Source organism: Lactobacillus sp. M44 (genome assembly GCF_058130005.1).
The window spans coordinates 657,359-684,023 of record NZ_CM176707.1; the positions used below are offsets into that span (position 1 = coordinate 657,359).

Consider the following 26,665-nt stretch of genomic DNA (forward strand, 5'->3'; position numbering starts at 1 on the left):
ATTTTAAAGCCCGAAAAATTCGGGCTTTTTGTTTACTTAAAAATAGGAGAAGCAAGATGAAGAATTTTGTAACTGTTGAAAATTTAGAACCTACAGATGTAATCAAATTAATAAAACGTGCTCAATATTTTGAACAAGGTGGTAAAACAGAAAAATTTCAAAAACCAGTTTATGGGGTAAATATGTTTTTTGAAAATTCAACTAGAACTCATACTAGCTTTGAGATGGCAGAAAGAAAATTAGGAATGACAATTCTACCTTTTGATCCTCAATCAAGTTCAGTGAATAAAGGCGAAACCTTGTATGATACACTATTAACTTTTGATGCAATTGGAATTGACTTAGCAGTTATTCGTCATTCAAAAAATGACTATTATAAAGATTTAATTAATTTAAAGCCAAATCAAACTTTAGATATTGGGATTGTTAATGCAGGGGATGGTTCTGGTCAACACCCTTCTCAAAGTTTGCTTGATATGATGACAATTTATCAACAATTTGGTCATTTTGATAATTTAAAAGTCGCAATTGTAGGCGATATTACTAACTCCCGTGTTGCAAAAAGCAATATGGAGCTTTTAACTAAATTAGGCGCTAAAGTATATTTCTCAGGTCCTAAATATTGGTACGATGAAGCATTTAATGAATATGGTGAATATAAGACATTGGATGAATTAGCGCCAGAAGTTGATGTATTGATGTTATTGCGAGTTCAACATGAAAGACATGATGGAGATAAAAATGAAGCTAAATTTTCGAAAACACGATATCATCAAGAATTTGGATTGACAGTAGCACGATATGAAAAATTAAAGCCAAAAACGATTATTTTACATCCAGGTCCTATTAATCGCAATGTTGAATTTGCTAGTGAACTAGTTGAAGCAGATAAGTCACGCTTCAAAAAGCAAATGCATAATGGAGTTTATATGAGAATGGCGATGCTAGAAGAAGTTATTAAAGGAAGACATTTAGGTGGACTAAAATGAAAACGTTGATCAAAAATGGAACTCTTTATGTAAAAGGCGACCTAATTAAAGCTGATTTATTAATTGAAGATTGCATAATCAAAGCAATTGGAAAAGGCTTTAAAGCAGATAAAATAATTGATGCTCAAAATATGTTAGTATCACCTGGTTTAATTGATGTTCATGTGCATTATCGAGAACCTGGATTTACTAATAAAGAAACTATTAAAACTGGGTCTGCAGCTGCAGTCAGAGGTGGGTATACAACAGTGTGTACCATGCCTAATTTAAAGCCAGTACCAGATACTGCTGAAAAATTAGCTGCGCAAATTAAATTAAATCAAGAAAAAGGATTAGTTCACATTAAGCAATATGGTGCAATTACTAAAGATCTCACTAGTGATGAATTAGTTGACTACAAGGCTATGAAAAAAGTTGGGGCATTTGGCTTTAGCAATGATGGTCATGGAGTTCAAAAAGCAGGAGTTATGTATGAGGCTATGAAAAAATGTGCTGAAATAAACTTGCCAATTTGTGCCCATATTGAAGATGAAAGCTTATTAAATCATGGTGTGATGAATGCTGGTACAAAGTCTAAAGAATTAGGTTTAAAGGGAATGAATGCATTAAGTGAGACTTCACAATTAGCCCGTGATTTAGTTTTGGCAAAACAAACTAAAGTTCATTATCACGCCTGTCATATCTCAACTGCAGATAGTGTTGAACTAATAAAAATTGCTAAAGATCATGGAATTAATGTGACTTGTGAGGCAACTCCTCACCATTTATTGTTAAATGACGAAGATGTAAAACTAGATGATAGCAACTATAAAATGAACCCACCATTGCGTTCAAAAAAAGATCAACAAGTACTATTAAAAGCTCTAGCAGATGGCACAATTGATATGATTGCAACAGATCATGCCCCTCATGCAACAGAAGAAAAGGGAGCAGATTTTGTAAAAGCTGCTTTTGGAATTACAGGTAGTGAAACCGCTTTTAGTATGATTTATACTAAACTTGTAAGGATGCAAAAAATTATTAGTTTATCACAGCTGCTTGATTTAATGAGCCAAAATCCTGCTGAAAAATTTAATATGAAAGCGGGCAAAATTGAACCTGGAATGCCTGCAGATCTTGCAATTTTTGATTTAGATCATGAATTTGAGATAAAGGCCGCAGATTTTGCATCAAAAGGGAAAAACAATCCCTTTGTAAACCAAAAAGTTTATGGTCAAACAGTAATGACAATAGTTGATGGGAAAGTTGTTTATACGAGGTAGTAAACATGAAACGATATTTAGTCTTAGAAGATGGGACAGTGCTAGAAGGCATCGCTTTTGGTGCAGATAAAAAAACTATTGGCGAAGTTGTATTTACAACAGGAATGACAGGATATCAAGAAGCGATTACTGATCAGTCATATGCTGGGCAAATTTTAACCTTTACTAACCCGTTAATTGGTAATTATGGAACTAACTTAGATGATTATGAATCAATTAATCCAGAATGTGTTGGAGTTGTTTGTCATGAAGTTGCTAGAGTGGCAGATTCTTGGAGAATGCAAGATAGTTTTGATGATTTTTTGAAACAAAAAGGTATTCCAGGAATCAAACGAATTGATACCAGAGCATTAACTAAAAAAATTCGTGAACATGGGACTATGAAAGCTTATTTAGTTGATGAAGTATCAGATGTTGATCAAATGACTGATGAATTACAAAAGGCGATTTTAAATAAAACTATCGTTCAAACAGTTTCTACAACTAAGCCTTATCCAAATCCTGGCGATAGTCGCAATATTGTTTTGGTTGATTATGGAGTAAAACATAGTATTTTACATGAACTATCAAAAAGAGATTGTAATGTCATTGTTTTACCATATACTGCAACAGCTGAAGAGATTTTACGACTAAAACCAGATGGTGTCTTGCTTTCAAATGGGCCTGGTGACCCTAAAGATTTGCCAAATGCAGTTGAAATGGTTAAAGAAGTCGAAAAACATTTACCATTATTTGGCATTTGTTTAGGACATCAATTATTTGCTTTGGCAAATGGTGCTGATACTTACCATATGAAGTTTGGTCACCGCGGATTTAACCATCCTATCAGAGAAATTGCTACTAACAGAATTGACTTTACTTCGCAAAACCATGGTTATGCAGTTGATCCTAAATCAATTGATAAAGATCAATTGATTGTCACACATGTTGAAATTAATGATGGCACAATTGAAGGATTGCGGCATAAACGCTATAAGGCATTCAGTGTCCAGTTCCACCCAGATGCAACTCCAGGACCTCATGATGCAGTAGATATATTTGATGACTTTATGCAAATGGTAGACCAACGAAAGGAAGAACAAAATGCCTAAAAGAACTGATATACATAAGATTATGGTAATTGGCTCAGGTCCAATTATTATTGGACAAGCTGCAGAATTTGATTATTCAGGCACTCAAGCATGTTTAGCTTTGCGCGAAGAAGGATATGAAGTAGTCTTAGTTAACTCAAATCCTGCAACTATTATGACTGATACGGATATCGCAGATAAAGTTTACATGGAACCATTGACTGTTGAATCAGTTTCTCGCATTATGCGCCAAGAATATCCTGATGCACTCCTTGCAACATTAGGTGGTCAAATTGGATTGAATTTAGCAATTGCCTTGCATAAAAGTGGGATTTTAGATGAACTAGGAGTTGAGTTATTAGGAACAAAACTTGATGCAATTAATGAAGCTGAGGACCGTGAAGAATTTAAAGAATTGATGATGCGATTGGGCGAACCTGTCGCTGAATCACAAACTGTCAATACTGTAGAAGATGCAATCGAATTTGCGGGCAAGATCGGATACCCTGTTGTAGTTCGTCCTGCATTTACCATGGGTGGAACTGGTGGTGGAATCTGCAGTAATGCCCAAGAATTAGCAGAAGTTGTTGCAAATGGATTAGATTTAAGTCCAGCAACTGAATGTTTAATCGAAAAATCAATCGCAGGATATAAAGAAATCGAATATGAAGTTATGAGGGATGCCTCAGATAATGCTATGGTAGTCTGTTCTATGGAAAACTTTGATCCAGTGGGGATTCACACAGGTGACTCAATTGTTGTAGCGCCAACTCAAACTTTATCTGATCGTGAATATCAGATGCTTCGTGATTGTTCATTAAAAATTATCCGTGCTTTAAAAATCGAAGGTGGATGCAATGTCCAACTAGCTTTAAGCCCAGATTCATTTAAATATGATGTAATTGAAGTTAACCCTCGTGTATCAAGATCATCTGCTTTAGCTTCAAAAGCTACAGGTTATCCAATAGCAAAAATGGCTGCCAAAATTGCGGTAGGATTGACTTTAGATGAGATCAAAAATCCTGTAACTGGTACTACTTATGCAGAATTTGAACCAGCATTAGATTATGTTGTGGCTAAAATTCCACGCTGGCCTTTTGATAAGTTTGGTCAAGCTGACCATCATTTAGGCACTCAAATGAAGGCTACTGGTGAAGTTATGGCTATTGGTAGAAATCTAGAACAAGCAATGCAAAAAGCAGTTCGTTCACTAGAAATCAAAGAAAAGGATTTATTTTATCCAAAAGCTCAAGCAGCTAGTGATGATGAATTAGAAGAAAAATTAGTTCATGCACAAGATGATCGACTATTTTATATCGCTGAAGCATTTAGACGCAATTATTCATTAAAAGAAGTCCATGAGTTTACTAAGATTAATCTTTATTTTTTAGATATTGTTAAACATATTACTGAATTAGAAGTTGCTTTGCGCAATCATCCAAATGATCTTGAAATGTTAAAAGAAGCCAAATATTATGGCTTTAGTGATGATACTATTAGTAAATTGTGGAATAAAAAAGCTATTGAAATTCGTCAAATGCGTAAAGAAAATAAAATTATGCCTGTGTACAAGATGGTTGATACGTGTGCTGCAGAATTTGAATCTAATACTCCATACTTTTATTCATGTTATGACAAGGAAAATGAAAGTCATAAAACTGATAAACCTTCGGTTCTAGTATTAGGATCAGGTCCAATAAGGATAGGTCAAGGTGTTGAATTTGACTATGCAACAGTTCATGCAGTCAAGGCAATTCAAGCAATGGGTTATGAAGCAATTATTATGAATTCTAATCCAGAAACAGTTTCAACTGACTTTTCAATCTCTGATAAATTATATTTTGAACCATTAACGCTAGAAGATGTGTTAAATGTTACTGATTTAGAGCAACCAAAAGGCGTGATTGTCCAATTTGGTGGTCAAACGGCGATTAATTTGGCTGCAGGGTTAGCACAAAATGGAGTAAAAATCTTAGGAACTAGTGTGAAAGACCTAGATCGCGCAGAAGATCGTGAATTATTTGATCAAGTAATAAAAGATCTTGACTTAAAGCAACCTCGCGGCGAGATTGCGATGAATAAAGATGAGGTTTTAGATCGCGCTCATGATATTGGATATCCAGTTTTAGTGCGTCCAAGTTATGTACTAGGTGGACGTGCAATGGAGATAGTTAATAATGACCAAGAATTAGAGCAATATCTAAAAGAAAATGCTGATTTAACAATTGACCACCCGATTTTAATTGATGCATATCTGGAAGGATATGAATGTGAAGTTGATGCAATCAGTGATGGTAAAAATGTCTTAATCCCAGGCATTATGGAGCATATTGAACGTGCTGGAATTCACTCCGGAGACTCTATGGCGGTCTATCCTGCACAAGATTTTTCAGATAATGTAAAACAACAAATTGTTGCAGATACAACTAAATTAGCATTAGCACTTAACTGTGTAGGAATTATGAATATTCAGTTTATTGTGCGTGATAATCAAGTATATGTTATCGAAGTTAACCCAAGGGCTAGTCGTACAGTTCCATTTTTGAGTAAAATCACTGGCATTAAAATGACTCAAGTTGCAACTCAAGTGATTTTGGGTAAGACTTTACCAGAATTAGACTATAAAACTGGATTATATCCAGAACCTAGTGAAGTCTTTGTAAAGGCACCTGTCTTTTCATTTAATAAATTATTAGATGCAGATTCAATGCTAGGACCTGAAATGAAGTCAACTGGTGAAGTTATGGGGACTGATCATACTTTTGCTAAAGCATTATATAAAGCATTTATCGGATCTGGTGTGAAATTACCATTGAATGGGTCAGTATTGTTCACAGTAAAAGATAGTGACAAAAAAGCTGCTTTAGTTTTAGCAAAAAGATTTGCTAAAATTGGTTACCGTATTTTTGCTACCCAAGGTACTGCAGAATTCTTTAAACAAGCTGGATTACATGTAACTGAAGTGGGCAAAATTGGTGAAAAAGATGAAGATAATATCTTGAAAGTATTGCAATCAGGCAAGATTGATATTGTGATCAACACAATGGATCATGATCGCTTAAAACAATCAGATGGTTTTGTAATTAGACAGACCGCAATTAAGCATAATTTAGCTTTGCTTACTTCATTTGATACAGTGGCTGCTTTATTAAGGGCATTAGAGAGTCGCTCATTTGCTACAGAAACATTGAAAGAGGCCTAAAATATGGACTTAGCAGTTAATTTACCAGGACTAAAATTAAAAAATCCAATTATGCCAGCGTCTGGAACATTTGGCTTTGGGGATACATCAATTGCCCAAAAATATGATTTAAATGAATTAGGCGCAGTGGTATTAAAAACAACGACTCTAAATGCACGACTTGGCAACCCCCAACCACAAATTGCAGTATTAGATAATGGAAATGCTTTAAATTCAGTTGGATTAAAAAATCCTGGTGTGGATGTAGTTGTTAATGAAAAAATTCCTGAATTACGTAAAAAATATCCAGAGTTACCAATAATTGCTAGTGTTGGGGGTGAAAAAGTTGCTGACTATATAACTATAGCCCAAAAAATTTCTGAAACTGGATTAGTTAATGCACTAGAAATCAACATCTCTTGTCCTAATGTGGACAAAGGTGGGATGGAATTTGGAGTTGATCCAGACATTGCTTATGAATTAACTAAAAAAGTAAAAGCTGTGTCTAAAGTGCCAATTTATGTGAAATTATCACCTAATGTGACTGATATTAAAGTAATTGCTAAAGCTGTAGAAAAAGCTGGAGCAAATGGGATTGTTTTGATTAACACAGTTATGGGAATGAAAATTGATCTTAAAACTCGTCAATCAGTAATTGGCAGACCAATGGGAGGTTATTCTGGTAGTGCAATACATCCAATTGCAATCAGGATGGTTTATGAGGTTGCTCATAGTGTTAATATTCCAATTATTGGTGTTGGCGGAATTGAAACTGCTCAAGATGTTGTTGAAATGTATTTAGCAGGGGCTAGTGCAGTGCAAATTGGAACTGCTCATTTTAAAGACCCTTTGATTTGTCCTCATATTGTGCAACAATTAACACAGTTGATGTTAAAAATGAAAATTAACAGCATAACTGAATTAATTCAAGAGGTTAAACAAAATGAAAATTAGACGTCCAATTATTGCATTAGATTATTCAAGTAGTGAAGATGCTTTAGCATTTTTATCAAAATTTAATGATGAACATTTATTTGTGAAAATCGGCATGGAATTGTTTTATGCAGAAGGCAAAGACATTGTTAAAAAAGTTCAAGATATGGGTCATGATGTTTTTTTGGATTTAAAATGTCATGACATTCCACATACTGTCTATCGAGCAATGCGTGTGATTGGTAGCATGGGAGTTAAGATGACTACGGTTCATGCATTAGGTGGCAGTGAAATGATGCAAGCTGCAAAAACTGGATTAAATGAAGGTGCGTTAATGAATGGGTTTGAAGAACCTAAATTAATTGCTATTACCCAATTAACTTCAACTGATCAATATATGGTCAAAAAAGAGCAAATGCTAGAAGTTAACTTGCAAGAAAGTGTAATCCATTTAGCAAGATTAGCTAAAAAGGCAGAATTAGCTGGTGTAGTATGTTCTGGATATGAAGCTGAACTAATTGCTCAAAGAATGGGTGATAAGTTTTTGCGAATAACACCTGGCATTAGACTAAAAAGTGATTCATATGATGATCAAAAACGTGTTATGACACCACAATTAGCTGCAGAAAATGATTCATCAGCAATTGTGGTTGGTAGATCAATTACACAAGCTCAAGATCCTGTTAAAACTTATAAAAAGATTCAACATCTCTGGGAGGAGAGTCTATGAAAGAAGTTGCAAAAGATTTATTAAAAATAGGTGCAGTAAAATTATCTCCAAATAAGCCTTTTGTATGGGCTAGTGGTTTAAAAAGTCCGATATATTGTGATAATAGATTGACTATCTCATATCCTAAAATTCGTCAGACTATTGCAAAAGGTTTAGCTGCAATTATTAAAGAAAAATATCCTCAAACTCAAATTATTGCAGGGACTGCAACTGCAGGGATTCCACATGCTGCATGGCTTGCACAAGAGCTGAATTTACCTATGATTTATGTACGCTCCAAGCCAAAAGACCATGGGAAAAATAAACAAGTTGAAGGAGTCTTACCTAATGGCGCTAAAACAATTGTTGTTGATGATTTATTATCAACTGGTGGATCTGTTTTAAAAGCAGTTGATGCAACCAAAAAAGCGGGTGCGAATGTTTTAGCAGTTGGGGCAATTTTTTCATATCAATTAAAACAAGTTGATGAAAACTTTGACAAAGCTGAATTACCTTACTTTACTTTAACTAATTATCGAGAGTTAGTTGAAGCTGCTAAAGATATTAATTTTATCAGCGAAAATAATGTAGAGATTTTATTAAAATGGCACCAAGATCCAAAAAATTGGATGGAATAGTTTAATGAAAAAGGCTCCAACTTGGCAAGCAATAGGACATGAGTGGAGTGGTTATGTAGCATATTTTGTTAGTTTATCTACCAGTAGAGATGATAGCTTGTTCATTAACTTTGACAATATGGATGATCCCTAACAATCGAGTATTGAAATTATTTGAATATTAAAAAAAGCCAGTTGTGACTGGCTTTTTTGCTAAGCTTTAGTTCGCTAAGCTCTTAACTAATAAATCTGCTACTTGTCTAGGTGACCATGGGTTTTGTCCGGTAATTAATTGACCATCTTGTACTGCAAATGGACTATATGCACGACGCTTTTCAAAAATTGCTCCATGTTGTTTAGCAACTGTTTCATTTAAAAATGGAATGTAACGTCTTTTGCCACTAAGAATTTCTTCAGTAGTATCAAATCCAGTAATATGTTTATCAGTTACAATGTAATGTCCATCATCATCTTGTAAGTACAGCAATGCGGCAATTCCATGGCATACTGATGTTAAATAACCACCATTTTGGTAAATCCTTAATGAAATTTCATGTAACTTTTTATTATGAGGGAAATCCCACATAACTCCATGCCCACCAGTAAAATAAATTGCTGCATAATCATCTGGATTGATTTCATTGGGATTTAAAGTATCTGCTAATGCTTTTTGACGCCAAATAGGATTATTATACATGTTAAGATCATCTTGACTAGCATATTTAATACTACGAGGATCAATTGGCACATAACCACCATTTGGACTAGTGTAGTCGATTTGGTAACCATTTTTCTCAACGACTTTGATAAATTCTGTTGCTTCACCAAGCCATAGCCCAGTAGCTGATTTGGTATTACCATATTGACCTTTATTTGTTGAAACTATTAAAATTTTCTTTTTCATGTCTTTTTCCCGTATTCTATAAATTGTTTTTTGAATTTAAATTTTCTAATGAATTAGCTAATTGCTTTAATAACTTAATTGAGCCAGTCAAGTGAACCTTATAAAAACGTTCTGTGCCTACTTGATCAACGGATACTAAATGTGCATCTAGTAATAACTTTAAATGGTGAGATACTGCAGGCCTTGAGAGGTTAGATTTTTGAGTTAATTGTGTAACACTCATTGGTCCTTGGCAACACAATGTGACTAAAATATTTTGTCGATTTTTATCTTGCAACATTGCAAAAATCGGCAAACCATCGTGAAATAACCTTAATGCTTCATTTTCTTTCATAAAATCATTTTTTCCTGTGTTTATATGTTTAAGTACTTAAACATATAATATCATCTTTAGACTAGAATACAAATATCTTGCTTATTTTTTATAAAATCGTGGCACCAAGTGAATTTCTGAAATGATCTAATGCCCATTGTTGCCCATGTTCAGTAAAAGTTGCTACTGCATTTTCAGGAATAGTTAATTTATAATTCAAATTATAAGCACTAACAGCAGTATGCAATACGCAAATATCTGTACAAATTCCGGTTAACCATAGATCCTCAATCCTGCGTTCTCTCAGATAATTATCTAAATTAGTATTTTGAAAAGCAGAATAACGATTCTTATTGTATTGATATACATGATCGCTATTTTTGTGTTGGTCGTACCATTTTTTGACATTACCATATAATGATTGACCTTTAGTGCCAACAATACAGTGTGGTGGAAATAGTTTATATTCTGGGCTAAATTTATCACCAGTGTGTCCATCAGTAGGAAAAATCACATAATCTCCATTTTTCAAAAATTTATCTGCTAGAGCCACTAATTCAGGATCTAATTTTTGAGCGGGCTTTCCTGCAGTTAATGCTCCATCATCTGCTGCAAAGTCATAAGTATAATCAATTATCAATAGCGCTTTTGTCATAACATGCTCCTCCATAAAAAGACTCAAATGATAATGACTTAATTTTAGCAAGGATAATGAAATTTTATGAGGAATTAGTCTTGATAAAACTTTAAAATTATTGGGTATAAACTCTTTTTTGAAATAACTTTTTATGGTAGATTATAAAAGTAATAAATAAGTCACTAGGGGAGCTTTAAGCTGAGAATTTACCCTTTGAACCTGAACAAATTAATTTTTGCGTAGGAAAGTGAAATCAATACTTGAGAAATTAATCTCCTTGTTGGCTTATATAGTTGATGAGGAGTTTTTGTATGATAAAAAAAGAAAATAAATGGTCTGTTAGAGCAGTTATCTTAGTTGCCCTAATTGGTGTTGTGATGGGAGCAATTTATCAATATGCTTTCAATCCCTTATATAATGTGATCAAAATTATTGCTACACCCACTGGATTAGCACCAGTAGCAGATCAATTAACTCAAGGTATTTGGTATATGGCAGCACCACTTGCAATTTATTTTGTACCAACGATTGGTTCTGGGACAATTGGTGAAACTTTAGCAGGATTTATTGAAATGGCATTAGGAAGCCAATGGGGCTGGAGTAATTTGCTTGCTGGAGTAGTGCAGGGTATTGGTAATGAAATTGGATTTTTCCCCAAGCAAAAAAGATATGATCGCTTTTCTTGGGCATCTGTTTTAACTGGAGCATTTTTTGCTAATATTGCTGGATTTTTAAGTACTTATTTCTTATATGGATATAGTAAATATCCATTTGGTTTATTAGTTGAAATGTTTATAGTTAGCACATTATCCGCCTTATTTTTCGACGGGATATTGGTAAAGTTAATTACTAAAATGTTTGATCGGATTATGAAGACTGAATAAAATTATATCTATTTTAATAAGAGCGGCTAATTAATAGCTACTCTTATTTTTTATGTTAAAAAATGAACTATAATGAATATAAATAAAAAGATATCGAGGCCATAATTATGGATAATAAAAGAATAACTACAAGATTAATAATGGCTATCTTATCTGCTGGGATGCTGTCTTTTTTAGGTATCTTAGATGAAACGGCTACTACAGTAACATTTCCTACTTTAATTAAAGAATTTAACATTACTACAGATCAAGTTCAATGGATGAATACATTAGTATTGTTAGTGATAGCGATAGTTGTTACATTAAGTTCTAAAATCAGGTTAAAAATCCCAACTAAGAAGATTTTTACGATTGGCGTTTGCTTATTCATGGTAGGGTTAGTCATTGATGCTTTTGCGAAAACTTTTGTATTACTATTATTTGGTAGAATGCTGCAAGGTATGGGAACTGGCTTTGGATTACCTTTAATGTACAATATTATTTTGACCCAAGTGCCCCATAATAAATTAGGTACAATGATGGGACTTGGCACCATGATTACTGCATGCGCTGTTGCATTAGGCCCTGTTTTTGGTGGGGTTGTTACAGATACTTTGGGTTGGAGATATATTTTTATTATTTCAATTCCATTGATTGCAATAGCTTTGATAAGTGGCAATTATTCTATTATGCAAATTAATCAGTTAAAAAATATCAAAATAAAGTTTACACAATGGATTTTGATATCTTTATCATTGATTCTTTTTATAATTGGTTTTACTAATATTGCTAGAAATAAAATATTAAGTTTTCAAGTATTTGGGGTAATTTGTTTAGGTATTATCTGCTTAATTGTATGGATATTTATTGCCCAAAAAGATGTTCATCCACTGATCGATCCTTATATTTTTACTAATCTTAAATTTAGTGGACAGCTATTTGCATACTGCATGGTAAAAACTGTTACCTTAGCTCTGGGCTTTAGTTTCCCAATATATGTTCAAGTTATTAACCATGGTAGTATTTCATTATCTGGTTGGTTAGTATTTCCAGGAGCTGTCTGCAATGCGCTAATGGCATTGGTTGCTGGAAGATTACTTGATAAACATGGTGCAAGAATTCCAATTATTATTGGGATAGCCAATTCCTTAGTTTGGTGTATAGTTATGGCTATTAATGGTAATCATTTGAATAATCTTACAATAATGACTTTATATGCATTATATTATATAGGATATGGGTTAAGTTTAAGCACGCTAATGACTAGCGGATTAACTGCCTTGACTAGTAAACAGCAGGCTCAAGGTAATGCTATTTTTAATACTTTTCAGCAATTTAGCGGCGCTATCGGAACTGCACTTGCAGGGGTGTTAATTGCTATGGGGCAAAAAATAAGATTTATTTCATACAGTAAAGCAACAGCTGTAGGAGTGAAATGGACTTTTATAGCTTTATGTTTTTTAATGATAATCGCTTTTATTAATGCTTTAATTTTTGTACCGAAAAAGCTAAAAAATTATATCTAAAAATGAGAGTAGGTAATGTACAACTACTCTTATTTTATTTATAAAAATAAGCTATTTTTTATAGCTATATGTGATAAAATTAACATATAAAATCACAGGGGGAGTGATAGCTATGAATGAAAGAAATAGAAGCGTAAAAGAAGCTATAGCTAATTGGAATCCACGATATAAACGAAACGTGTATTTATACTTGTGGATTTATGGGATATTAGGAGCAGTAACTGGAATAACTAATGATGCTTTGTTATCATATTTACAAATTGTTTCACCAGGATTGATTTCAGGATTGAATATTTTTACAGCAATATCTGCTTTATTAATGTCATTTATAATCTTATCTGTTCATGAAGTTGGTTATCGCAAGATATTATTGTTGTTGCCACCAATATCAACTATATTTTTGATTTTGACCACAATTACAACTAATCAGCCAATCATCATGATTGCATATGTAATTTCAATGACTTCAATTGGCCTTTATGACATAATTTATCCACTAATGTGGACATCTTATATACCAGAAAAGATCAGAACCAAATGGTTTACAACTGTTATGATAGTAAATTTGGTTACACAGACTTTGTTTGTTTTCATAGGTGGGAAAGCAGTAGTATATTTATTTAGCAAATTAGACCATATCACTTATGATCATGCTTCTGCATTGTCTGCTCACCCAGAATTAATGCATGGGATGCTTTTGGATACTTATACAAATGCATTTAAGATCGTGATTGTATTTACTGCTTTAATAAATATTTTTGCATTTATTCTGGCATACTTTATTAAAGATGAGCCTGCTGACTATCGTAATACACAACAAGATGAATCTGAATTAACTAGGCTAGATACATATAAAAAATTATTCAATAAAACTACCTGTATGTGGATTGTCTATGTTTGTGGAATTCAATTAGGAGCTAGATTGGTTGTCCCATATATCCCGATTTATTTGAATAATTTCTTACATATTCCACGTGGCATCACTTCGACTATTAATACTGTTCAAACAGCAGCTATGTTCATTGGTTATATGTTTGCGCCATTTTTGGAAAAGAAGTTGGGTACAGTTGTTTCAATTGCTTCTGGGACACTAGCTTGTGCACCATTGATGGTTTTGCTTGCTAATGGTCGTGCGATTGCACCTGGAATTACAATGTTTATAATTGTTGGAATATTATTATTCTTGCGCAGTGGATTAGCAAATGCAACAATGCCTATTAATCAAAAATTTCAAATGCTTATTGTGGATAAAGACTTGCGTCCCGCATATACTGCCGTAGTTCAAGTGGCAATGGCGGTAGTCGGAATTATTGATGGATTATTCACAGGATTTTATTTGTTTAAAACGCCAAATGGATATTTCACAGCATATTACATTGCAGCAGCAATATATGTGGTTTTAAGTATATTATTAATTGTGGCAATGGCTAAAAAATACAACCGAATTGATGATAAATAATTAGCTATCAAAAAGAGCTCTCAGGGACTTGAGGGCTCTTTATTTGTCTTGATTTAAAATTGAACGAATTTTTGTTGTTAACATATCGATTGCAACATTATTTTCACCACCTTCAGGGATAATAATATCTGCATATCGTTTAGTTGGTTCAATAAATTGATGATACATTGGTTTAACAGTTGCAAGGTACTGATTAATTACTGAATCAATGGAGCGACCACGTTCTTTAATATCGCGCTGCAAACGTCTGATGAATCTAATATCATCATCTGTATCTACATAAACTTTAATGTTCATTAAGTCACGCAATTTTTTATCAGATAAAACTAGAATGCCTTCTAAAATAATAATATCTGCAGGTTCTAAATGAACTGTTTTTTTGCTGCGGGTATGAATTGTAAAATCATAAATTGGCATTTCAATTGGTTGTCTGTCTAGCAGCATTTTGAGCTGTTTGATTAATAAATTCATATCAAAAGCATTAGGATGATCATAGTTTATTTTTTGGCGGTCTTGCATTGAAAGATTAGAGTTATCTTTATAATAAGAATCTTGAGTCAAAATCATAATTCGATCATTATCATGAATTAATCGAGCAACTTCTTGGGAAATCGTAGTTTTCCCACTACCTGATCCACCAGCTATGCCAATTATAATAGGTCTTTTTTTCATTGAATAAAAACTTCTTTCATAAGTTGATACAACTTGTATTAGTATACACGTATACTAATGATTTCAACAGTTTAGATTACAAAAGTTCCAATAAGTTATGATATTGAGGATTTATTTTGAAAAAATGCTGAGCATATGAACATTGTGGAATAATTTTAAAATTATTTTGTTTGACGAAATTTATTAATTCTGATGTCAATTGTGCGGCAATACCACATCCACGCATTTTGGGACTAACTACAGTATGTGTGATAGTTAGTATATTTTGTTTTATTTGGTAATCTAATTCACCTGCTAGTTTGTCATTATCGAAAACTAAAATTTTATTTGGCACTTGTTTAAATTTCATAATCATAACCTCATTAATAAAATTTATTATATTGATTACTTTTAGTTTAACAATAAAGTCAAAATTAGTCCTAAATATAAAAAGGGTACAAGCGGAATTTGCGTTGTTGAATTAAGATGATTCTTTTCAAAAAAGTACCATAATAATACTAAAATTGCCGCAAAGAAAAATGCTAGATTAGCAATATTAATTGAAAAAAAGAATATGATTAATAAATAGACTATCAGATCTCCAGATCCCATTTTTTGCTTGTAGATAAAATACCCCATCAGACAACTCATAATGATGATAGCAATTATATTTTCAATAGTAATATGTTCAAAATTAATGACAAAATTTATAATTGCTAAAAAGCTTGGAACAAATATCAACTTAATATCAAAATACTGATAATAATAATCACTCAGTGCGATTGTTAAGATGCAAAATAAAAAACTAGCTATTAGTAGATTATTTTGGATAGAAAAATCAATGAACAAGAAACTAAGGCCACCAATTAATTCAAACGCTAATAAATCTTTTGGTATTGCAATTTGACAATATCTGCATTTTCCATTTAACAAGATATAAGAAATAATTGGAATCTCGTCGTTTAATTGCAACTCAAACTTGCAATTATTGCAACAGCTGCGACCATAAACTAAGTTGGAATTTTCTGTGTGTTCTAATCTATCTACAATAACTAATGCATGGGATGCTAGACATGCACCGATGAAAAAATTAATAATTAAAAAAAACATTTAAATATCCTCCTATATATTAATTACGACAAAATTTGCACTTTAGTCTTAAAAAATTTGATTTATTTTTTAGAACGTGTAAAATAATAAACGTATATTTTTCAAAACATGTCATATGGAAGAAAAGAAACTCCCGGATGTGTGAACAATTTTTAGGAGGAAATAATTAATGCCAACCATAAACCAATTGGTAAGAAAAGGTCGTCATTCAAAGATGACCAAATCAAAATCACCAGCTTTAAACTATAGCTACAACAGTATGAAAAAAGAACAAGTATTTAACCCAGCACCTCAAATGCGTGGAGTTGCTACTCGTGTAGGTACTATGACACCTAAGAAACCTAACTCAGCATTACGTAAATATGCTCGTGTTCGTTTATCTAACTTAACTGAAGTTACTGCATATATTCCAGGTGAAGGTCATAACTTACAAGAACACTCAGTTGTTTTAATTCGTGGTGGTCGTGTAAAAGACCTTCCTGGTGTTCGTTACCATATTGTTCGTGGAGCTCTTGATACTGCTGGTGTTGATGGCAGAAAACAAGGTCGTTCTAAATACGGTACTAAGAAAGGTTAAGGAGGAGTTTATTAATGCCTAGAAAAGGACATATTGCTAAAAGAGATATTTTGGCAGATCCAGTTTATAATTCAAAACTTGTTACTAAACTTATCAACCACTTAATGTTGGATGGTAAGAGAGCTAAAGCTTCATCAATACTTTATGATGCATTTTCAATTGTTCAAGATAAGACTGGCAAAGAACCAATCGAAGTTTTTGAAGATGCAATGAACAACATTATGCCTGTACTTGAAGTTAGAGCACGCCGTATTGGTGGTTCAAACTACCAAATTCCTGTTGAAGTTCGCCCAGAAAGAAGACAAACTTTAGGTCTTAGATGGTTAGTTTCATACGCACGCTTACGTAATGAACATACTATGGATGAACGCTTAGCAAATGAAATTATCGATGCTTCAAACAACACTGGATCAGCTGTTAAAAAGCGTGAAGATGTTCACCGTATGGCTGAAGCTAACCGTGCATTTGCACACTATCGCTTTTAATTATTAAAAGGAGAAAAATCTTATGGCTAATAAACGTGAATTTTCATTAGAGAAAACACGTAATATCGGTATCATGGCTCACATCGATGCTGGTAAAACAACAACTACTGAACGTATTTTGTACTACACTGGTAAAATCCACAAGATTGGTGAAACCCATGAAGGTGATAGCCAAATGGACTGGATGGATGAAGAAAAAGAACGTGGTATTACCATTACATCTGCAGCTACAACTGCACAATGGAAAGACTACCGTATTAACATCATCGATACTCCAGGACACGTTGACTTCACTATCGAAGTAGAACGTTCATTACGTGTTTTGGATGGTGCCGTAACTGTTTTGGATGCCCAATCAGGTGTTGAACCACAAACTGAAAATGTATGGCGCCAAGCTGAAACTTATGGTGTTCCAAGAATTGTTTTCGTCAACAAAATGGATAAAATTGGTGCTAACTTTGATTATTCAGTTAAAACTTTGCACGAACGTCTAAATGCTAACGCACATGCAGTTCAAATGCCTATTGGTGCTGAAGACCAATTTGAAGGTGTTATTGACTTAATCAACATGGTTGCAGACATCTATGATGAAGATAAATTAGGCTCAAAATGGGATACTGTTCCAGTTCCTGATGAATATGTTGAAGAAGCAAAGAAACGTCGTCAATTATTAGTTGAAGCTGTAGCCGATGTTGATGATGATATTATGGAAAAATATTTGGATGGAGAAGAAATTTCTGCTGAAGAATTAACTAAAGCAATCCGTAAAGCAACTTTGGATTTGAAGTTCTTCCCAGTATTTGCTGGATCAGCCTTCAAAAATAAGGGTGTTCAAATGATGCTTGATGGTGTTATTGACTATTTACCATCACCTCTTGACGTTAAGCCTTATATTGCAACAGATCCTAAGACTGGTAAAGAAGTTGAATTATTAGCAGATGATAACAAACCATTTGCAGCTTTAGCATTTAAGATTGCAACTGACCCATTTGTTGGTCGTTTAACATTTATTCGTGTTTACACAGGTTCTATGCAATCTGGTTCATACGTATTGAATGCTTCAAAGAATACTCGTGAACGTGTTGGTCGTCTGCTTCAAATGCACGCCAATACTCGTAACGAAATTCCTGAAGTGTTCTCAGGTGATATCGCAGGTGCTATTGGTTTGAAGAACACTACAACTGGTGATTCATTGACTGATCCAGACCATCCTTTAATTTTGGAAAGTTTGCAAATTCCTGACCCAGTTATTCAAGTTTCTATTGAACCTAAATCAAAAGCTGACCGTGATAAACTTGATGTTGCTCTTCAAAAGCTTACTGAAGAAGATCCTACTTTTAAAGCAGAAACTAATCCTGAAACTGGTCAAACATTGATCGCTGGTATGGGTGAGTTGCACTTAGATATTCAAGTTGAACGTATGAAGCGTGAATTTGGTGTTGAAGCAACTATTGGTGAACCCCAAGTTGCTTACCGTGAAACCTTTACTAAGGAAGCTAAAGCACAAGGTAAGTTCATCCGTCAATCAGGTGGTAAGGGTCAATATGGTGATGTTTGGATCGACTTTACTCCAAATGAAGAAGGTAAAGGTTACGAATTCGAAGATGCTATCGTTGGTGGTGTTGTTCCTCGTGAATTTATTCCAGCAGTTGACCAAGGTTTACAAGAAGCTATGCAAAATGGTGTTCTTGCAGGTTATCCTTTAATTGATGTTAAAGCTAAGTTATATGATGGTAGTTACCATGAAGTCGACTCTAGTGAAGCTGCCTTCAAAGTTGCTGCATCTCTTGCATTAAGAAATGCAGCTCCTAAAGCTGGTGCTGTAATCTTAGAGCCTATCATGAAAGTTCAAGTTACAACTCCTGAAGAATACTTAGGTGATGTAATGGGTTCAATTACTGCTCGTCGTGGTAATATGGATGGTATGGAAGATCGCTCAGGTGCTAAGATTTTGAACGCTATGGTTCCATTAGCTGAAATGTTTGGTTATGCAACTACATTACGTTCATCAACTCAAGGTCGTGGTACATTTACAATGGTATTTGATCACTATGCACCAACTCCAAAATCTATTCAAGCTGACATCATTAAAAAACGTGGCGGAAACGCTGAATAGTAATTCAGAAAAGAAAATCTCAAATTATTAAATTAAATTTAAAATATATTTATTTTAATCGAGGTATTGGTAAATCCAATATCTCTTTTTTTATAAAAAAAGTAGTAAAAAGCTTGCTATTTATGCTTTTACAAAGTACAATAATATTTGTGCGATTTTAAAGGGGTATAGTATACTCTCGTACAATATTTGTTATAGCTAGGATGCAAAAGGTTGCGGCACACCCGGATGCATTGCCACGATGGATGGTCGGTAATTTTTGCGGAGCTAGTCATCTTTAATAAAGAGACGCCAAGGAGGTAATTTAATGGCAAGTCAACAAATTCGTATTAGACTAAAGTCTTACGAACACGGTATTCTCGATGAATCTGCTGTTAAGATTGTCGATACTGCTAAGAGAACAGGTGCTGAAATTTCGGGTCCAGTTCCTCTTCCAACAGAAAGAACATTGTACACAGTTCTTCGTTCTCCACATAAGAACAAAGACTCTCGTGAACAATTCGAAATGCGCACACACAAGCGCTTAATCGACATTTTGAATCCAACACCTAAAACTGTTGATTCATTAATGAAGCTAGATCTACCAAGTGGTGTAGATATCGAGATCAAACTTTAATTTTATAGAAATATGGAGGTGTAAACATGACCAAAGGAATCTTAGGAAGAAAAGTTGGTATGACTCAAGTCTTCACTAAAGATGGTATCCTTGTTCCAGTTACTGTAGTCGAAGCAACCCCTAACGTTGTTATGCAAGTTAAGACAGTTGAATCAGATGGCTATGAAGCAGTACAACTTGGATATCAAGATAAACGTGAAGTTTTGAGCAACAAACCAGAAAAGGGTCATGCTGATAAAGCAAAGACTTCGCCTAAGCGCTTCATTCGTGAAATCCGCGGAGTTGAGCTTAAGGACTACGAAGTAGGTAAAGAAGTAACTGCGGATACATTTAAGGAAGGTGACGTTGTAGACGTTACTGGTACTTCAAGAGGTCATGGTTACCAAGGTAACATTAAACGTTTTGGCCAATCAAGAGGTCCTGAAACACACGGTTCAAGATATCACAGAATTCCAGGTTCAATGGGTTCAATTATTAACCGTGTACCTAAGGGTAAGAGATTACCTGGACATATGGGTGTTAAAACTGTTACTATTCAAAACTTAGTAATCGAAAAAGTAGTTGCTGACAAGAATGTTTTGATGATTAAAGGAAACGTTCCTGGAGCAAAGAACTCATTAATAGTTGTAAAATCTGCTGCAAAGGCTGAAAAATAGGAAGGAGGACATAAATGGCTGATTTAAAAGTAATCGATCAAAATGGTAAAGATGCTGGTAAAGTTGCTTTAAATGAAAAAGTTTTTGGGATTGAACCAAATGAATCTGTAGTCTTTGAAGCGATTATGCGTCAAAGAGCAGGAATGCGCCATGGAACATCTGCTGTTAAGAATAGATCTGCTGTTCGTGGTGGTGGTAAGAAACCTTGGAAACAAAAAGGTACTGGCCGTGCTCGTCAAGGTTCTATCAGATCCCCTCAATGGAGAGGCGGTGGTGTTGTATTTGGACCAACACCTCGTTCATACGCATATAACATGGCTCGTAAAGCTCGTCGTTTAGCAATCAAATCAGTATTGTCACAAAAAGTCATTGATAATGATTTGATCGTAGTAGATAAATTAACTTTTTCTGCACCAAAGACTAAAGAATTTAAAGCCGTTTTAGGTAATTTGAATATTGATAACAAAGTTTTAGTTGTTACTGATGACGAAAACACTATGCTATCTGCACGTAACCTAAAAAATGTTAAAGTTGTTCCTGTCAATGGCTTAAATGTTGTTGATGCAGTTAACTATGACAAGCTTGTCTTGACTCAAGATGCAGTTACAAGAATTGAGGAGGTTTTGGCATAATGAATGCACATGACATCATTTTAAGACCAGTTGTTACTGAAAAGTCAACGAATTTGATGGATGCTAAAAAGTATACTTTTGATGTGCTTTTAACTGCTACCAAGACACAAGTTCGTAATGCCATAGAAGAAATCTTCAATGTTAAAGTTGCAAAAGTTAATATCATGAATGTTCGTGGTAAAGACAAGCGTGTTGGTAGATATACTGGTAAAACAGCTCGTCGTAGAAAAGCAATTGTTACTTTAACTCAAGATTCAAATGACATTCAAATCTTCGCTAATGAAGATAAAAAAGATTAATATAGGAGGTTAGTCAATTGGCGATTAAAAAGTATAAGCCAACCACCAACGGTCGACGCAATATGACTTCTTCTGACTTTGCAGAAATCACTAAAACTACTCCAGAACGTAGTTTAGTTGAATCTCAGTCACATACTGCAGGTCGTAACTCTTATGGACATATTACTGTAAGACACCGTGGCGGCGGTCATAAGCAAAAATATCGTATTATCGATTTCAAACGTAATAAAGATAATGCAAAAGCAATTGTAAAAGCAATTGAATACGATCCAAATCGTACTGCAAATATCGCATTGTTACATTATACCGACGGTATTAAGACATACATTTTAGCTCCTAAAGGCTTAAAAGTTGGTGATATCGTTGAGTCTGGTTCTCAAGCAGATATCAAACCAGGTAATGCATTACCATTAGCTGATATTCCTGCAGGTACTTCAATTCATAATATTGAATTAAGACCTGGTAAAGGTGGTCAATTAGTACGTAGTGCTGGTGCCGAAGGACAAGTTTTGGGCTCAGATGGTAAATATACACTTGTTAGATTGCAAAGTGGAGAAGTTCGTAAGATTATTTCTACAGCTCGTGCAACTATCGGTGTTGTTGGTAATGAACAAAACTCATTAATTAAATTAGGTAAAGCTGGTCGTAAGCGTTGGTTAGGCAAACGTCCTCAATCTCGTGGATCTGTTATGAACCCTAACGATCACCCACATGGTGGTGGTGAAGGTAAGGCTCCTGTAGGTCGTCCTCAACCAATGACTCCATGGGGTAAAAAATCACGTGGTGTTAAGACTAGAAATACTAAGAAGGCTAGTGAGAAGTTAATCATTCGTCACCGTAAAGGTAACAACTAACAGTAAGGAGGGTACTTATTAATGAGCCGTAGTATTAAAAAAGGTCCATTTGCTGATGAACATTTATTAAAGAAAGTTGCAGCACAAGAAGACGCTAAAAAGAAACAAGTTATTAAAACTTGGTCACGTCGTTCAACTATTTTCCCTTCTTTTGTTGGGTTAACTATAGCTGTATATGATGGTAGAAAGCATGTACCAGTATATATCACTGAAGATATGGTAGGTCATAAGTTGGGTGAATTTGTTCCAACTAGAACTTTCCATGGTCATAAAATTAATGCTGATAAAGCAACTACTGCTGCAAATTAGAGGAAGGAGAATATCTAAATGGCAGAACAAATAACTTCAGCTAGAGCTGAAGCAAGAACAGTTCGAATTGCTGCAAGAAAAGCACGTTTAGTTATCGATTTAATTCGCGGTAAAAGCGTTGCTGAAGCATTAGCAATTCTAGAATTTACGCCTAGAGCTGCTTCTCCAATCGTTGAAAAAGTTTTGCGTTCAGCAATAGCAAACGCAGAACATAATTACGATCTTGAAAGTGCAAACCTCTACGTTTCTGAAGCTTACGTTAATGAAGGTGCTACATTGAAGAGATTCCGTCCCCGCGCTAAGGGAATGGCTTCACCAATTAACAAAAGAACTAGTCACGTAGTTGTTGTCGTTTCAGAAAAGAACGATTAGGGAGGTAAATAATGGGTCAAAAGATTAACCCAATTGGTTTCCGTCTCGGTGTTATTCGTGATTGGGAAGCTAAATGGTATGCTGACAAAGGCTACAAAGATACTTTAAATGAAGATATCCGTGTAAGAAAGTTTATTAATAAAAAGTTACAAGATGCATCTGTTTCAACTATAGAAATTGAACGTGCAGCAAACCGTATTAATATTTCTATTCACACTGCTAAACCAGGAATGGTTATCGGTAAGGGTGGAGCTGAAGTTGAAGCTTTAAGAAAAGAACTTATTGCTATGACTAATAAGCAAGTTCATATTAATATTATTGAAATCAAGAAACCAGATTTAGATGCTAAATTGGTTGGTGAAGGTATTGCGCGTCAATTGGAAGCTCGTGTTGCTTTTAGACGTGCTACTCGTCAAGCTACTCAAAGATCTATGCGTGCCAATGCAAAAGGTATCAGAGTACAAACTGCTGGTCGTTTAAATGGTGCTGATATGGCAAGAAGAGAATGGCACACAGAAGGTAGTGTACCTCTTCAAACTTTGAGAGCAGATATTGATTATGCTTGGGTACAAGCATTGACTACTTATGGTCAAATTGGAGTTAAGGTTTGGATTAATCGTGGTGAAATTTTACCTGGTCGTAAAAATAAGCCTAATTCTAACAAATCGAAAGGAGGAAACAAGTAATGCCATTAATACCAAAGCGTGTAAAACACCGTCGTGAATTCCGTGGTAAAATGCGTGGCGCTGCCAAAGGTGGAAAGACTATCGCATTTGGTGAATACGGTTTGATGGCACTTGAATCCCACTGGATTACCAATAGACAAATCGAAGCCGCTCGTGTTGCGATGACTCGTTACATGAAACGTGGAGGTAAAGTTTGGATCAGAATCTTCCCACAAAAATCATACACTGCTAAAGGTGTAGGTGTACGTATGGGATCTGGTAAAGGTGCACCAGCAGGATGGGTTGCTGTAGTAAAACGCGAAAAGATTATGTTTGAAATAGGTGGCGTACCTGAAGAAGTTGCGCGTGAAGCGTTAAGACTTGCTTCAACTAAGCTACCAATCAAATGCAAGTTTGTAACTAAAAGTTCGGAAGTAGGTGGCGAATCTAATGAAGGCTAAAGATATCAGAGCATTAACCACTGATCAAATGTTAGAAAAAGAAAAGCAATATAAAGAAGAACTTTTCAATCTACGTTTTCAACAAGCTACGGGTCAATTAGAGAACACCGCTCGCTTGAGAAAAGTTCGCAAAAATATCGCAAGAATTAAGACAATTCTTAGCGAAGAAGCATTGAAGCAAAATTAAATTAATGGAAGGGAGTTATTAACTTGAGCGAAACAAACGAAAGAAATCGTCGTCACGTATATCAAGGTCGTGTGGTTTCTGACAAAATGGAAAAAACAATTACAGTTGTTGTTGATACATACAAAAATCACCCAGTATACAAAAAGCGTATAAAATACTCCAAAAAGTATTACGCACACGATGAAAATAATGAAGCTAAAGTTGGCGATACTGTTCGTATCATGGAAACCCGTCCATTATCTCATGCGAAACGTTATCGTCTTATGAAGATTGTTAAAAAACGCGTTTAATTTGCGGATTTAATTGAGGGGAGGATTACATAGTGATTCAAAACGAAACTCGTTTGAAAGTCGCTGATAATTCAGGTGCTAGAGAACTTCTAGTTATCCGAGTTGCTGGTGGTTCTAAGCGTAAGTATGGTAATATCGGTGATATTGTCACTGCAGCTGTTAAACAAGCAACACCAGGTGGCGTTGTCAAAAAAGGTGATGTTGTCAAAGCAGTTATTGTAAGAACAAAATCTGGCGCACGTCGTGAGGATGGTTCTTACATCAAGTTTGACGAAAATGCTGCTGTTGTAATTAACGCAGATAAGAGCCCTCGAGGAACACGTATCTTTGGACCTGTTGCTCGTGAACTTCGTGAGCACGATTTCATGAAGATCGTCTCTTTGGCTCCTGAAGTTTTATAGAATTAATAGGGAGGTGCTCTGATGTTCGTAAAGACAGGCGACAAAGTTAAAATTATTGCTGGTAAAGATAAAGGCAAAGAAGGAAATATTATTTCCGTTGATACTAAAAATAATCGTGTAGTTGTTAAAGGTATCAATAAAATCAAAAAACATGAAAAACCTTCACAAACTAATAACAATGGTGGTGTTGTTGAAAGTGAAGGATCAATTAATGCATCTAACGTTATGCTTATTGACCCTGAAACTGGCAAGGCAACTAGAATCGGTTATAAAGTTGTAGATGGTAAAAAAGTACGTTTCGCTAAGGTTAGCGGAAAAACTATTGATAAGTAGGAAGGGAGGATTTAAATGGCAAATCGTTTAGCAGAACAATATAAAAATGAAATTGCACCTGCAATGGCAAAAAAATTCGAATACAAATCAGTAATGCAAATTCCTAAAATCGATAAAATTGTTTTGAACATGGGTGTTGGTGACGCAGTTTCCAATGCTAAGAATTTAGATGAAGCAGTTGAAGAATTAACATTAATTTCTGGTCAAAAGCCTTTAATTACTAAAGCTAAGAAATCAATTGCTAACTTCCGTTTACGTGAAGGTATGTCAATTGGTGCTAAAGTAACACTTAGACGTGATAAGATGTATGATTTTTTAAACAAGTTAATTAATGTATCATTACCACGTGTTCGTGACTTCCGTGGTGTATCTACCCGTTCATTTGATGGTCGTGGTAATTATACTTTGGGTATCAAAGAACAATTAATTTTCCCAGAAATTGATTTTGACAAAGTAAATCGTACTCGTGGATTAGATATTGTTATTGTAACTACAGCTAAGACTGATGAAGAAGCTCGTGAGCTATTGACACAGTTTGGCTTTCCGTTTGCAAAATAATTTGGAGGACTTTAATGGCTAAGAAATCTCAAATAGTTAGAAATCATCGTCCTGCTAAGTTTTCAACTCAAGCATATACTCGCTGTGAAAGATGTGGTCGTCCACATTCTGTATATCGCAAGTTTGGTTTATGCCGCATTTGTATTAAAGACTTGGCACACAAAGGTCAAATCCCTGGTCTTAAAAAGGCTAGTTGGTAATTTACAAGTAAGGAGGAATGCGTAAATGGTCATGACTGATCCCATTGCAGATTACTTGACTAGAATTAGAAATGCCAATATGGCAAAACATGATTCTGTTGAAGTGCCTGCATCAACAATGAAAAAATCACTTTCTGAAATCCTTAAACAAGAAGGTTTCATCCGTGATTACGAAGTTACTGATGATAATAAACAAGGTATCATTAAGATCTTTTTGAAGTACACTCCTGATGGTGAGAGAGTCATCTCAGGTTTAAAACGTATTTCAAAACCAGGTCTAAGAAATTATGTAAGTGCAGAAAACTTACCTAAAGTTTTAAATGGCCTTGGCATTGCTATTGTTTCAACTTCTGCTGGTGTTATTACCGATAAAGAAGCTAGACAAAAGAATGTTGGTGGCGAAGTTATCGCCTATGTTTGGTAATTTTCG

General features: G+C 34.6%; 36 protein-coding genes and 1 riboswitch. Of the genes, 30 read left to right on the forward strand and 6 right to left on the reverse strand.

The window, feature by feature from the left end; translation table 11 throughout:
- Nucleotides 1–56: 56 nt before the first annotated feature.
- The 8 genes from AC38BG_RS03170 to AC38BG_RS03205 are packed head-to-tail and all read left to right on the forward strand — an operon-like array spanning nt 57 to nt 8,915.
- The gene (locus AC38BG_RS03170) at nt 57–989 is read left to right on the forward strand and encodes an aspartate carbamoyltransferase catalytic subunit (protein WP_489937715.1); all 933 of its coding nucleotides are present in this window, start codon (nt 57–59) and stop codon (nt 987–989) included.
- A complete protein-coding gene (pyrC, locus tag AC38BG_RS03175; RefSeq protein WP_489937716.1) occupies nt 986–2,251 on the forward strand; it encodes a dihydroorotase in 1,266 nt (421 codons plus the stop codon). Before AC38BG_RS03170 ends, pyrC begins: the two co-directional genes overlap by 4 nt.
- A 5-nt stretch (nt 2,252–2,256) precedes the next feature.
- Nucleotides 2,257–3,342, forward strand: a complete 1,086-nt coding sequence (locus AC38BG_RS03180; protein ID WP_489937717.1) for a carbamoyl phosphate synthase small subunit — start codon at nt 2,257–2,259, stop codon at nt 3,340–3,342.
- Entirely contained in the window at nt 3,335–6,523 is a 3,189-nt protein-coding gene (gene carB / locus AC38BG_RS03185) for a carbamoyl-phosphate synthase large subunit (protein WP_489937718.1), read from the forward strand. Before AC38BG_RS03180 ends, carB begins: the two co-directional genes overlap by 8 nt.
- A 3-nt stretch (nt 6,524–6,526) precedes the next feature.
- On the forward strand, nt 6,527–7,456 hold the full coding sequence (locus AC38BG_RS03190) for a dihydroorotate dehydrogenase (RefSeq protein ID WP_489937719.1): 930 nt from the start codon (nt 6,527–6,529) through the stop codon (nt 7,454–7,456).
- A complete protein-coding gene (gene pyrF / locus AC38BG_RS03195) occupies nt 7,446–8,165 on the forward strand; it encodes an orotidine-5'-phosphate decarboxylase (protein ID WP_489937720.1) in 720 nt (239 codons plus the stop codon). Before AC38BG_RS03190 ends, pyrF begins: the two co-directional genes overlap by 11 nt.
- A complete protein-coding gene (pyrE, locus tag AC38BG_RS03200) occupies nt 8,162–8,782 on the forward strand; it encodes an orotate phosphoribosyltransferase (protein WP_489937721.1) in 621 nt (206 codons plus the stop codon). Before pyrF ends, pyrE begins: the two co-directional genes overlap by 4 nt.
- A gap of 4 nt (nt 8,783–8,786) precedes the next feature.
- Nucleotides 8,787–8,915, forward strand: coding sequence for a hypothetical protein (locus AC38BG_RS03205; protein ID WP_489937722.1), 129 nt, complete (start codon nt 8,787–8,789; stop codon nt 8,913–8,915).
- Nucleotides 8,916–8,981: 66 nt separating this feature from the next.
- Here AC38BG_RS03205 and AC38BG_RS03210 read toward each other — a convergent pair whose 3' ends face one another.
- From AC38BG_RS03210 to AC38BG_RS03220, 3 genes are all read right to left on the reverse strand, one after another.
- The gene (locus AC38BG_RS03210; protein WP_489937723.1) at nt 8,982–9,665 is read right to left on the reverse strand and encodes a type 1 glutamine amidotransferase domain-containing protein; all 684 of its coding nucleotides are present in this window, start codon (nt 9,663–9,665) and stop codon (nt 8,982–8,984) included.
- A 16-nt stretch (nt 9,666–9,681) separates the two neighbouring features.
- Nucleotides 9,682–9,999 carry an ArsR/SmtB family transcription factor gene (locus tag AC38BG_RS03215; protein WP_489937724.1) on the reverse strand — a complete coding sequence of 106 codons (318 nt, stop codon included), beginning with the start codon at nt 9,997–9,999 and terminating at the stop codon, nt 9,682–9,684.
- Nucleotides 10,000–10,087: 88 nt separating this feature from the next.
- On the reverse strand, nt 10,088–10,633 hold the full coding sequence (locus AC38BG_RS03220; RefSeq protein ID WP_489937725.1) for a cysteine hydrolase family protein: 546 nt from the start codon (nt 10,631–10,633) through the stop codon (nt 10,088–10,090).
- 156 nt (nt 10,634–10,789) lie between these two features.
- Nucleotides 10,790–10,878, forward strand: a riboswitch (TPP riboswitch).
- 48 nt (nt 10,879–10,926) lie between these two features.
- On the opposite strand from AC38BG_RS03220, the gene AC38BG_RS03225 reads away from it, so the two are divergent.
- The 3 genes from AC38BG_RS03225 (at nt 10,927) to AC38BG_RS03235 (ending at nt 14,463) form a co-directional block, all read left to right on the forward strand.
- Nucleotides 10,927–11,499, forward strand: a complete 573-nt coding sequence (locus AC38BG_RS03225; RefSeq protein ID WP_489937726.1) for an ECF transporter S component — start codon at nt 10,927–10,929, stop codon at nt 11,497–11,499.
- Nucleotides 11,500–11,606: 107 nt separating this feature from the next.
- Complete coding sequence (locus tag AC38BG_RS03230) at nt 11,607–13,004, forward strand: MFS transporter (RefSeq protein ID WP_489937727.1); 1,398 nt, start codon at nt 11,607–11,609, stop codon at nt 13,002–13,004.
- A 112-nt stretch (nt 13,005–13,116) separates the two neighbouring features.
- Complete coding sequence (locus tag AC38BG_RS03235) at nt 13,117–14,463, forward strand: MFS transporter (RefSeq protein ID WP_489937728.1); 1,347 nt, start codon at nt 13,117–13,119, stop codon at nt 14,461–14,463.
- Nucleotides 14,464–14,502: 39 nt separating this feature from the next.
- Here the strand turns inward: AC38BG_RS03235 and udk are convergent, their stop codons facing one another.
- The 3 genes from udk to AC38BG_RS03250 form a co-directional block, all read right to left on the reverse strand.
- Nucleotides 14,503–15,135, reverse strand: a complete 633-nt coding sequence (gene udk, locus AC38BG_RS03240) for a uridine kinase (RefSeq protein ID WP_489937729.1) — start codon at nt 15,133–15,135, stop codon at nt 14,503–14,505.
- Between the two features lie 76 nt (nt 15,136–15,211).
- Nucleotides 15,212–15,484, reverse strand: a complete 273-nt coding sequence (locus AC38BG_RS03245) for a GNAT family N-acetyltransferase (protein ID WP_489937730.1) — start codon at nt 15,482–15,484, stop codon at nt 15,212–15,214.
- Between the two features lie 41 nt (nt 15,485–15,525).
- Nucleotides 15,526–16,224, reverse strand: a complete 699-nt coding sequence (locus AC38BG_RS03250) for a prepilin peptidase (RefSeq protein ID WP_489937731.1) — start codon at nt 16,222–16,224, stop codon at nt 15,526–15,528.
- A gap of 169 nt (nt 16,225–16,393) precedes the next feature.
- Between AC38BG_RS03250 and rpsL the strand changes: the two genes are divergently transcribed.
- The 19 genes from rpsL to rpsH all read left to right on the forward strand — a co-directional run bounded on the left by rpsL (nt 16,394) and on the right by rpsH (nt 26,659).
- Nucleotides 16,394–16,801: a 30S ribosomal protein S12 gene (gene rpsL / locus AC38BG_RS03255; RefSeq protein ID WP_489937732.1), complete on the forward strand. Its 408-nt coding sequence runs from the start codon at nt 16,394–16,396 to the stop codon at nt 16,799–16,801.
- A 14-nt stretch (nt 16,802–16,815) separates the two neighbouring features.
- Complete coding sequence (gene rpsG / locus AC38BG_RS03260) at nt 16,816–17,286, forward strand: 30S ribosomal protein S7 (protein ID WP_489937733.1); 471 nt, start codon at nt 16,816–16,818, stop codon at nt 17,284–17,286.
- Nucleotides 17,287–17,308: 22 nt separating this feature from the next.
- Nucleotides 17,309–19,402 carry an elongation factor G gene (fusA, locus tag AC38BG_RS03265; protein WP_489937734.1) on the forward strand — a complete coding sequence of 698 codons (2,094 nt, stop codon included), beginning with the start codon at nt 17,309–17,311 and terminating at the stop codon, nt 19,400–19,402.
- 307 nt (nt 19,403–19,709) lie between these two features.
- Complete coding sequence (gene rpsJ, locus AC38BG_RS03270) at nt 19,710–20,018, forward strand: 30S ribosomal protein S10 (protein ID WP_489937735.1); 309 nt, start codon at nt 19,710–19,712, stop codon at nt 20,016–20,018.
- Nucleotides 20,019–20,044: 26 nt separating this feature from the next.
- Nucleotides 20,045–20,674: a 50S ribosomal protein L3 gene (rplC, locus tag AC38BG_RS03275; RefSeq protein WP_489937736.1), complete on the forward strand. Its 630-nt coding sequence runs from the start codon at nt 20,045–20,047 to the stop codon at nt 20,672–20,674.
- Nucleotides 20,675–20,688: 14 nt separating this feature from the next.
- A complete protein-coding gene (gene rplD, locus AC38BG_RS03280) occupies nt 20,689–21,306 on the forward strand; it encodes a 50S ribosomal protein L4 (protein ID WP_489937737.1) in 618 nt (205 codons plus the stop codon).
- On the forward strand, nt 21,306–21,605 hold the full coding sequence (rplW, locus tag AC38BG_RS03285; RefSeq protein ID WP_489937738.1) for a 50S ribosomal protein L23: 300 nt from the start codon (nt 21,306–21,308) through the stop codon (nt 21,603–21,605). The genes rplD and rplW overlap by 1 nt, the downstream gene beginning before the upstream one ends.
- 17 nt (nt 21,606–21,622) lie before the next feature.
- Complete coding sequence (rplB, locus tag AC38BG_RS03290; RefSeq protein WP_489937739.1) at nt 21,623–22,459, forward strand: 50S ribosomal protein L2; 837 nt, start codon at nt 21,623–21,625, stop codon at nt 22,457–22,459.
- Nucleotides 22,460–22,480: 21 nt separating this feature from the next.
- Nucleotides 22,481–22,768 carry a 30S ribosomal protein S19 gene (gene rpsS, locus AC38BG_RS03295; RefSeq protein WP_489937740.1) on the forward strand — a complete coding sequence of 96 codons (288 nt, stop codon included), beginning with the start codon at nt 22,481–22,483 and terminating at the stop codon, nt 22,766–22,768.
- An 18-nt stretch (nt 22,769–22,786) separates the two neighbouring features.
- Nucleotides 22,787–23,140 carry a 50S ribosomal protein L22 gene (gene rplV, locus AC38BG_RS03300; protein WP_489937741.1) on the forward strand — a complete coding sequence of 118 codons (354 nt, stop codon included), beginning with the start codon at nt 22,787–22,789 and terminating at the stop codon, nt 23,138–23,140.
- A gap of 11 nt (nt 23,141–23,151) precedes the next feature.
- Nucleotides 23,152–23,826, forward strand: coding sequence for a 30S ribosomal protein S3 (gene rpsC, locus AC38BG_RS03305; protein WP_489937742.1), 675 nt, complete (start codon nt 23,152–23,154; stop codon nt 23,824–23,826).
- Nucleotides 23,826–24,266 (forward strand): 50S ribosomal protein L16, encoded by a 441-nt coding sequence (rplP, locus tag AC38BG_RS03310; RefSeq protein WP_489937743.1) that lies wholly within the window; start codon nt 23,826–23,828, stop codon nt 24,264–24,266. Before rpsC ends, rplP begins: the two co-directional genes overlap by 1 nt.
- Nucleotides 24,256–24,453, forward strand: a complete 198-nt coding sequence (rpmC, locus tag AC38BG_RS03315; RefSeq protein WP_489937744.1) for a 50S ribosomal protein L29 — start codon at nt 24,256–24,258, stop codon at nt 24,451–24,453. Before rplP ends, rpmC begins: the two co-directional genes overlap by 11 nt.
- Nucleotides 24,454–24,476: 23 nt before the next feature.
- Nucleotides 24,477–24,743 (forward strand): 30S ribosomal protein S17, encoded by a 267-nt coding sequence (gene rpsQ / locus AC38BG_RS03320; protein WP_489937745.1) that lies wholly within the window; start codon nt 24,477–24,479, stop codon nt 24,741–24,743.
- 32 nt (nt 24,744–24,775) lie between these two features.
- Nucleotides 24,776–25,144 carry a 50S ribosomal protein L14 gene (rplN, locus tag AC38BG_RS03325; protein ID WP_489937746.1) on the forward strand — a complete coding sequence of 123 codons (369 nt, stop codon included), beginning with the start codon at nt 24,776–24,778 and terminating at the stop codon, nt 25,142–25,144.
- A gap of 21 nt (nt 25,145–25,165) precedes the next feature.
- Complete coding sequence (gene rplX, locus AC38BG_RS03330) at nt 25,166–25,477, forward strand: 50S ribosomal protein L24 (RefSeq protein WP_489937747.1); 312 nt, start codon at nt 25,166–25,168, stop codon at nt 25,475–25,477.
- Nucleotides 25,478–25,492: 15 nt separating this feature from the next.
- A complete protein-coding gene (gene rplE, locus AC38BG_RS03335; RefSeq protein WP_489937748.1) occupies nt 25,493–26,035 on the forward strand; it encodes a 50S ribosomal protein L5 in 543 nt (180 codons plus the stop codon).
- 14 nt (nt 26,036–26,049) lie between these two features.
- Entirely contained in the window at nt 26,050–26,235 is a 186-nt protein-coding gene (locus tag AC38BG_RS03340; RefSeq protein ID WP_489937749.1) for a type Z 30S ribosomal protein S14, read from the forward strand.
- 25 nt (nt 26,236–26,260) lie between these two features.
- The gene (rpsH, locus tag AC38BG_RS03345) at nt 26,261–26,659 is read left to right on the forward strand and encodes a 30S ribosomal protein S8 (RefSeq protein ID WP_489937750.1); all 399 of its coding nucleotides are present in this window, start codon (nt 26,261–26,263) and stop codon (nt 26,657–26,659) included.
- Nucleotides 26,660–26,665: the final 6 nt, after the last annotated feature.

What these genes read in the sequence shown, in the direction of transcription:
- AC38BG_RS03235 (WP_489937728.1), top strand. Translation starts at nt 13,117, where the DNA reads ATGAATGAAAGAAATAGAAGCGTAAAAGAAGCTATAGCTAATTGGAAT.
- AC38BG_RS03340 (WP_489937749.1), top strand. Translation starts at nt 26,050, where the DNA reads ATGGCTAAGAAATCTCAAATAGTTAGAAATCATCGTCCTGCTAAGTTT.
- AC38BG_RS03230 (WP_489937727.1), top strand. Translation starts at nt 11,607, where the DNA reads ATGGATAATAAAAGAATAACTACAAGATTAATAATGGCTATCTTATCT.
- AC38BG_RS03220 (WP_489937725.1), bottom strand. Translation starts at nt 10,633, where the DNA reads ATGACAAAAGCGCTATTGATAATTGATTATACTTATGACTTTGCAGCA.
- rplP (WP_489937743.1), top strand. Translation starts at nt 23,826, where the DNA reads ATGCCATTAATACCAAAGCGTGTAAAACACCGTCGTGAATTCCGTGGT.
- rpsC (WP_489937742.1), top strand. Translation starts at nt 23,152, where the DNA reads ATGGGTCAAAAGATTAACCCAATTGGTTTCCGTCTCGGTGTTATTCGT.
- AC38BG_RS03250 (WP_489937731.1), bottom strand. Translation starts at nt 16,224, where the DNA reads ATGTTTTTTTTAATTATTAATTTTTTCATCGGTGCATGTCTAGCATCC.
- pyrE (WP_489937721.1), top strand. Translation starts at nt 8,162, where the DNA reads ATGAAAGAAGTTGCAAAAGATTTATTAAAAATAGGTGCAGTAAAATTA.
- AC38BG_RS03205 (WP_489937722.1), top strand. Translation starts at nt 8,787, where the DNA reads ATGAAAAAGGCTCCAACTTGGCAAGCAATAGGACATGAGTGGAGTGGT.
- AC38BG_RS03245 (WP_489937730.1), bottom strand. Translation starts at nt 15,484, where the DNA reads ATGAAATTTAAACAAGTGCCAAATAAAATTTTAGTTTTCGATAATGAC.
- udk (WP_489937729.1), bottom strand. Translation starts at nt 15,135, where the DNA reads ATGAAAAAAAGACCTATTATAATTGGCATAGCTGGTGGATCAGGTAGT.
- rpsS (WP_489937740.1), top strand. Translation starts at nt 22,481, where the DNA reads ATGAGCCGTAGTATTAAAAAAGGTCCATTTGCTGATGAACATTTATTA.
- rplX (WP_489937747.1), top strand. Translation starts at nt 25,166, where the DNA reads ATGTTCGTAAAGACAGGCGACAAAGTTAAAATTATTGCTGGTAAAGAT.
- AC38BG_RS03215 (WP_489937724.1), bottom strand. Translation starts at nt 9,999, where the DNA reads ATGAAAGAAAATGAAGCATTAAGGTTATTTCACGATGGTTTGCCGATT.
- rplD (WP_489937737.1), top strand. Translation starts at nt 20,689, where the DNA reads ATGGCTGATTTAAAAGTAATCGATCAAAATGGTAAAGATGCTGGTAAA.
- rpsG (WP_489937733.1), top strand. Translation starts at nt 16,816, where the DNA reads ATGCCTAGAAAAGGACATATTGCTAAAAGAGATATTTTGGCAGATCCA.
- AC38BG_RS03190 (WP_489937719.1), top strand. Translation starts at nt 6,527, where the DNA reads ATGGACTTAGCAGTTAATTTACCAGGACTAAAATTAAAAAATCCAATT.
- AC38BG_RS03180 (WP_489937717.1), top strand. Translation starts at nt 2,257, where the DNA reads ATGAAACGATATTTAGTCTTAGAAGATGGGACAGTGCTAGAAGGCATC.
- rplV (WP_489937741.1), top strand. Translation starts at nt 22,787, where the DNA reads ATGGCAGAACAAATAACTTCAGCTAGAGCTGAAGCAAGAACAGTTCGA.
- rpsL (WP_489937732.1), top strand. Translation starts at nt 16,394, where the DNA reads ATGCCAACCATAAACCAATTGGTAAGAAAAGGTCGTCATTCAAAGATG.
- rpsJ (WP_489937735.1), top strand. Translation starts at nt 19,710, where the DNA reads ATGGCAAGTCAACAAATTCGTATTAGACTAAAGTCTTACGAACACGGT.
- rpsH (WP_489937750.1), top strand. Translation starts at nt 26,261, where the DNA reads ATGGTCATGACTGATCCCATTGCAGATTACTTGACTAGAATTAGAAAT.
- pyrF (WP_489937720.1), top strand. Translation starts at nt 7,446, where the DNA reads ATGAAAATTAGACGTCCAATTATTGCATTAGATTATTCAAGTAGTGAA.
- AC38BG_RS03170 (WP_489937715.1), top strand. Translation starts at nt 57, where the DNA reads ATGAAGAATTTTGTAACTGTTGAAAATTTAGAACCTACAGATGTAATC.
- rpmC (WP_489937744.1), top strand. Translation starts at nt 24,256, where the DNA reads ATGAAGGCTAAAGATATCAGAGCATTAACCACTGATCAAATGTTAGAA.
- pyrC (WP_489937716.1), top strand. Translation starts at nt 986, where the DNA reads ATGAAAACGTTGATCAAAAATGGAACTCTTTATGTAAAAGGCGACCTA.
- fusA (WP_489937734.1), top strand. Translation starts at nt 17,309, where the DNA reads ATGGCTAATAAACGTGAATTTTCATTAGAGAAAACACGTAATATCGGT.
- AC38BG_RS03225 (WP_489937726.1), top strand. Translation starts at nt 10,927, where the DNA reads ATGATAAAAAAAGAAAATAAATGGTCTGTTAGAGCAGTTATCTTAGTT.
- rplC (WP_489937736.1), top strand. Translation starts at nt 20,045, where the DNA reads ATGACCAAAGGAATCTTAGGAAGAAAAGTTGGTATGACTCAAGTCTTC.
- AC38BG_RS03210 (WP_489937723.1), bottom strand. Translation starts at nt 9,665, where the DNA reads ATGAAAAAGAAAATTTTAATAGTTTCAACAAATAAAGGTCAATATGGT.
- rplE (WP_489937748.1), top strand. Translation starts at nt 25,493, where the DNA reads ATGGCAAATCGTTTAGCAGAACAATATAAAAATGAAATTGCACCTGCA.
- carB (WP_489937718.1), top strand. Translation starts at nt 3,335, where the DNA reads ATGCCTAAAAGAACTGATATACATAAGATTATGGTAATTGGCTCAGGT.
- rplW (WP_489937738.1), top strand. Translation starts at nt 21,306, where the DNA reads ATGAATGCACATGACATCATTTTAAGACCAGTTGTTACTGAAAAGTCA.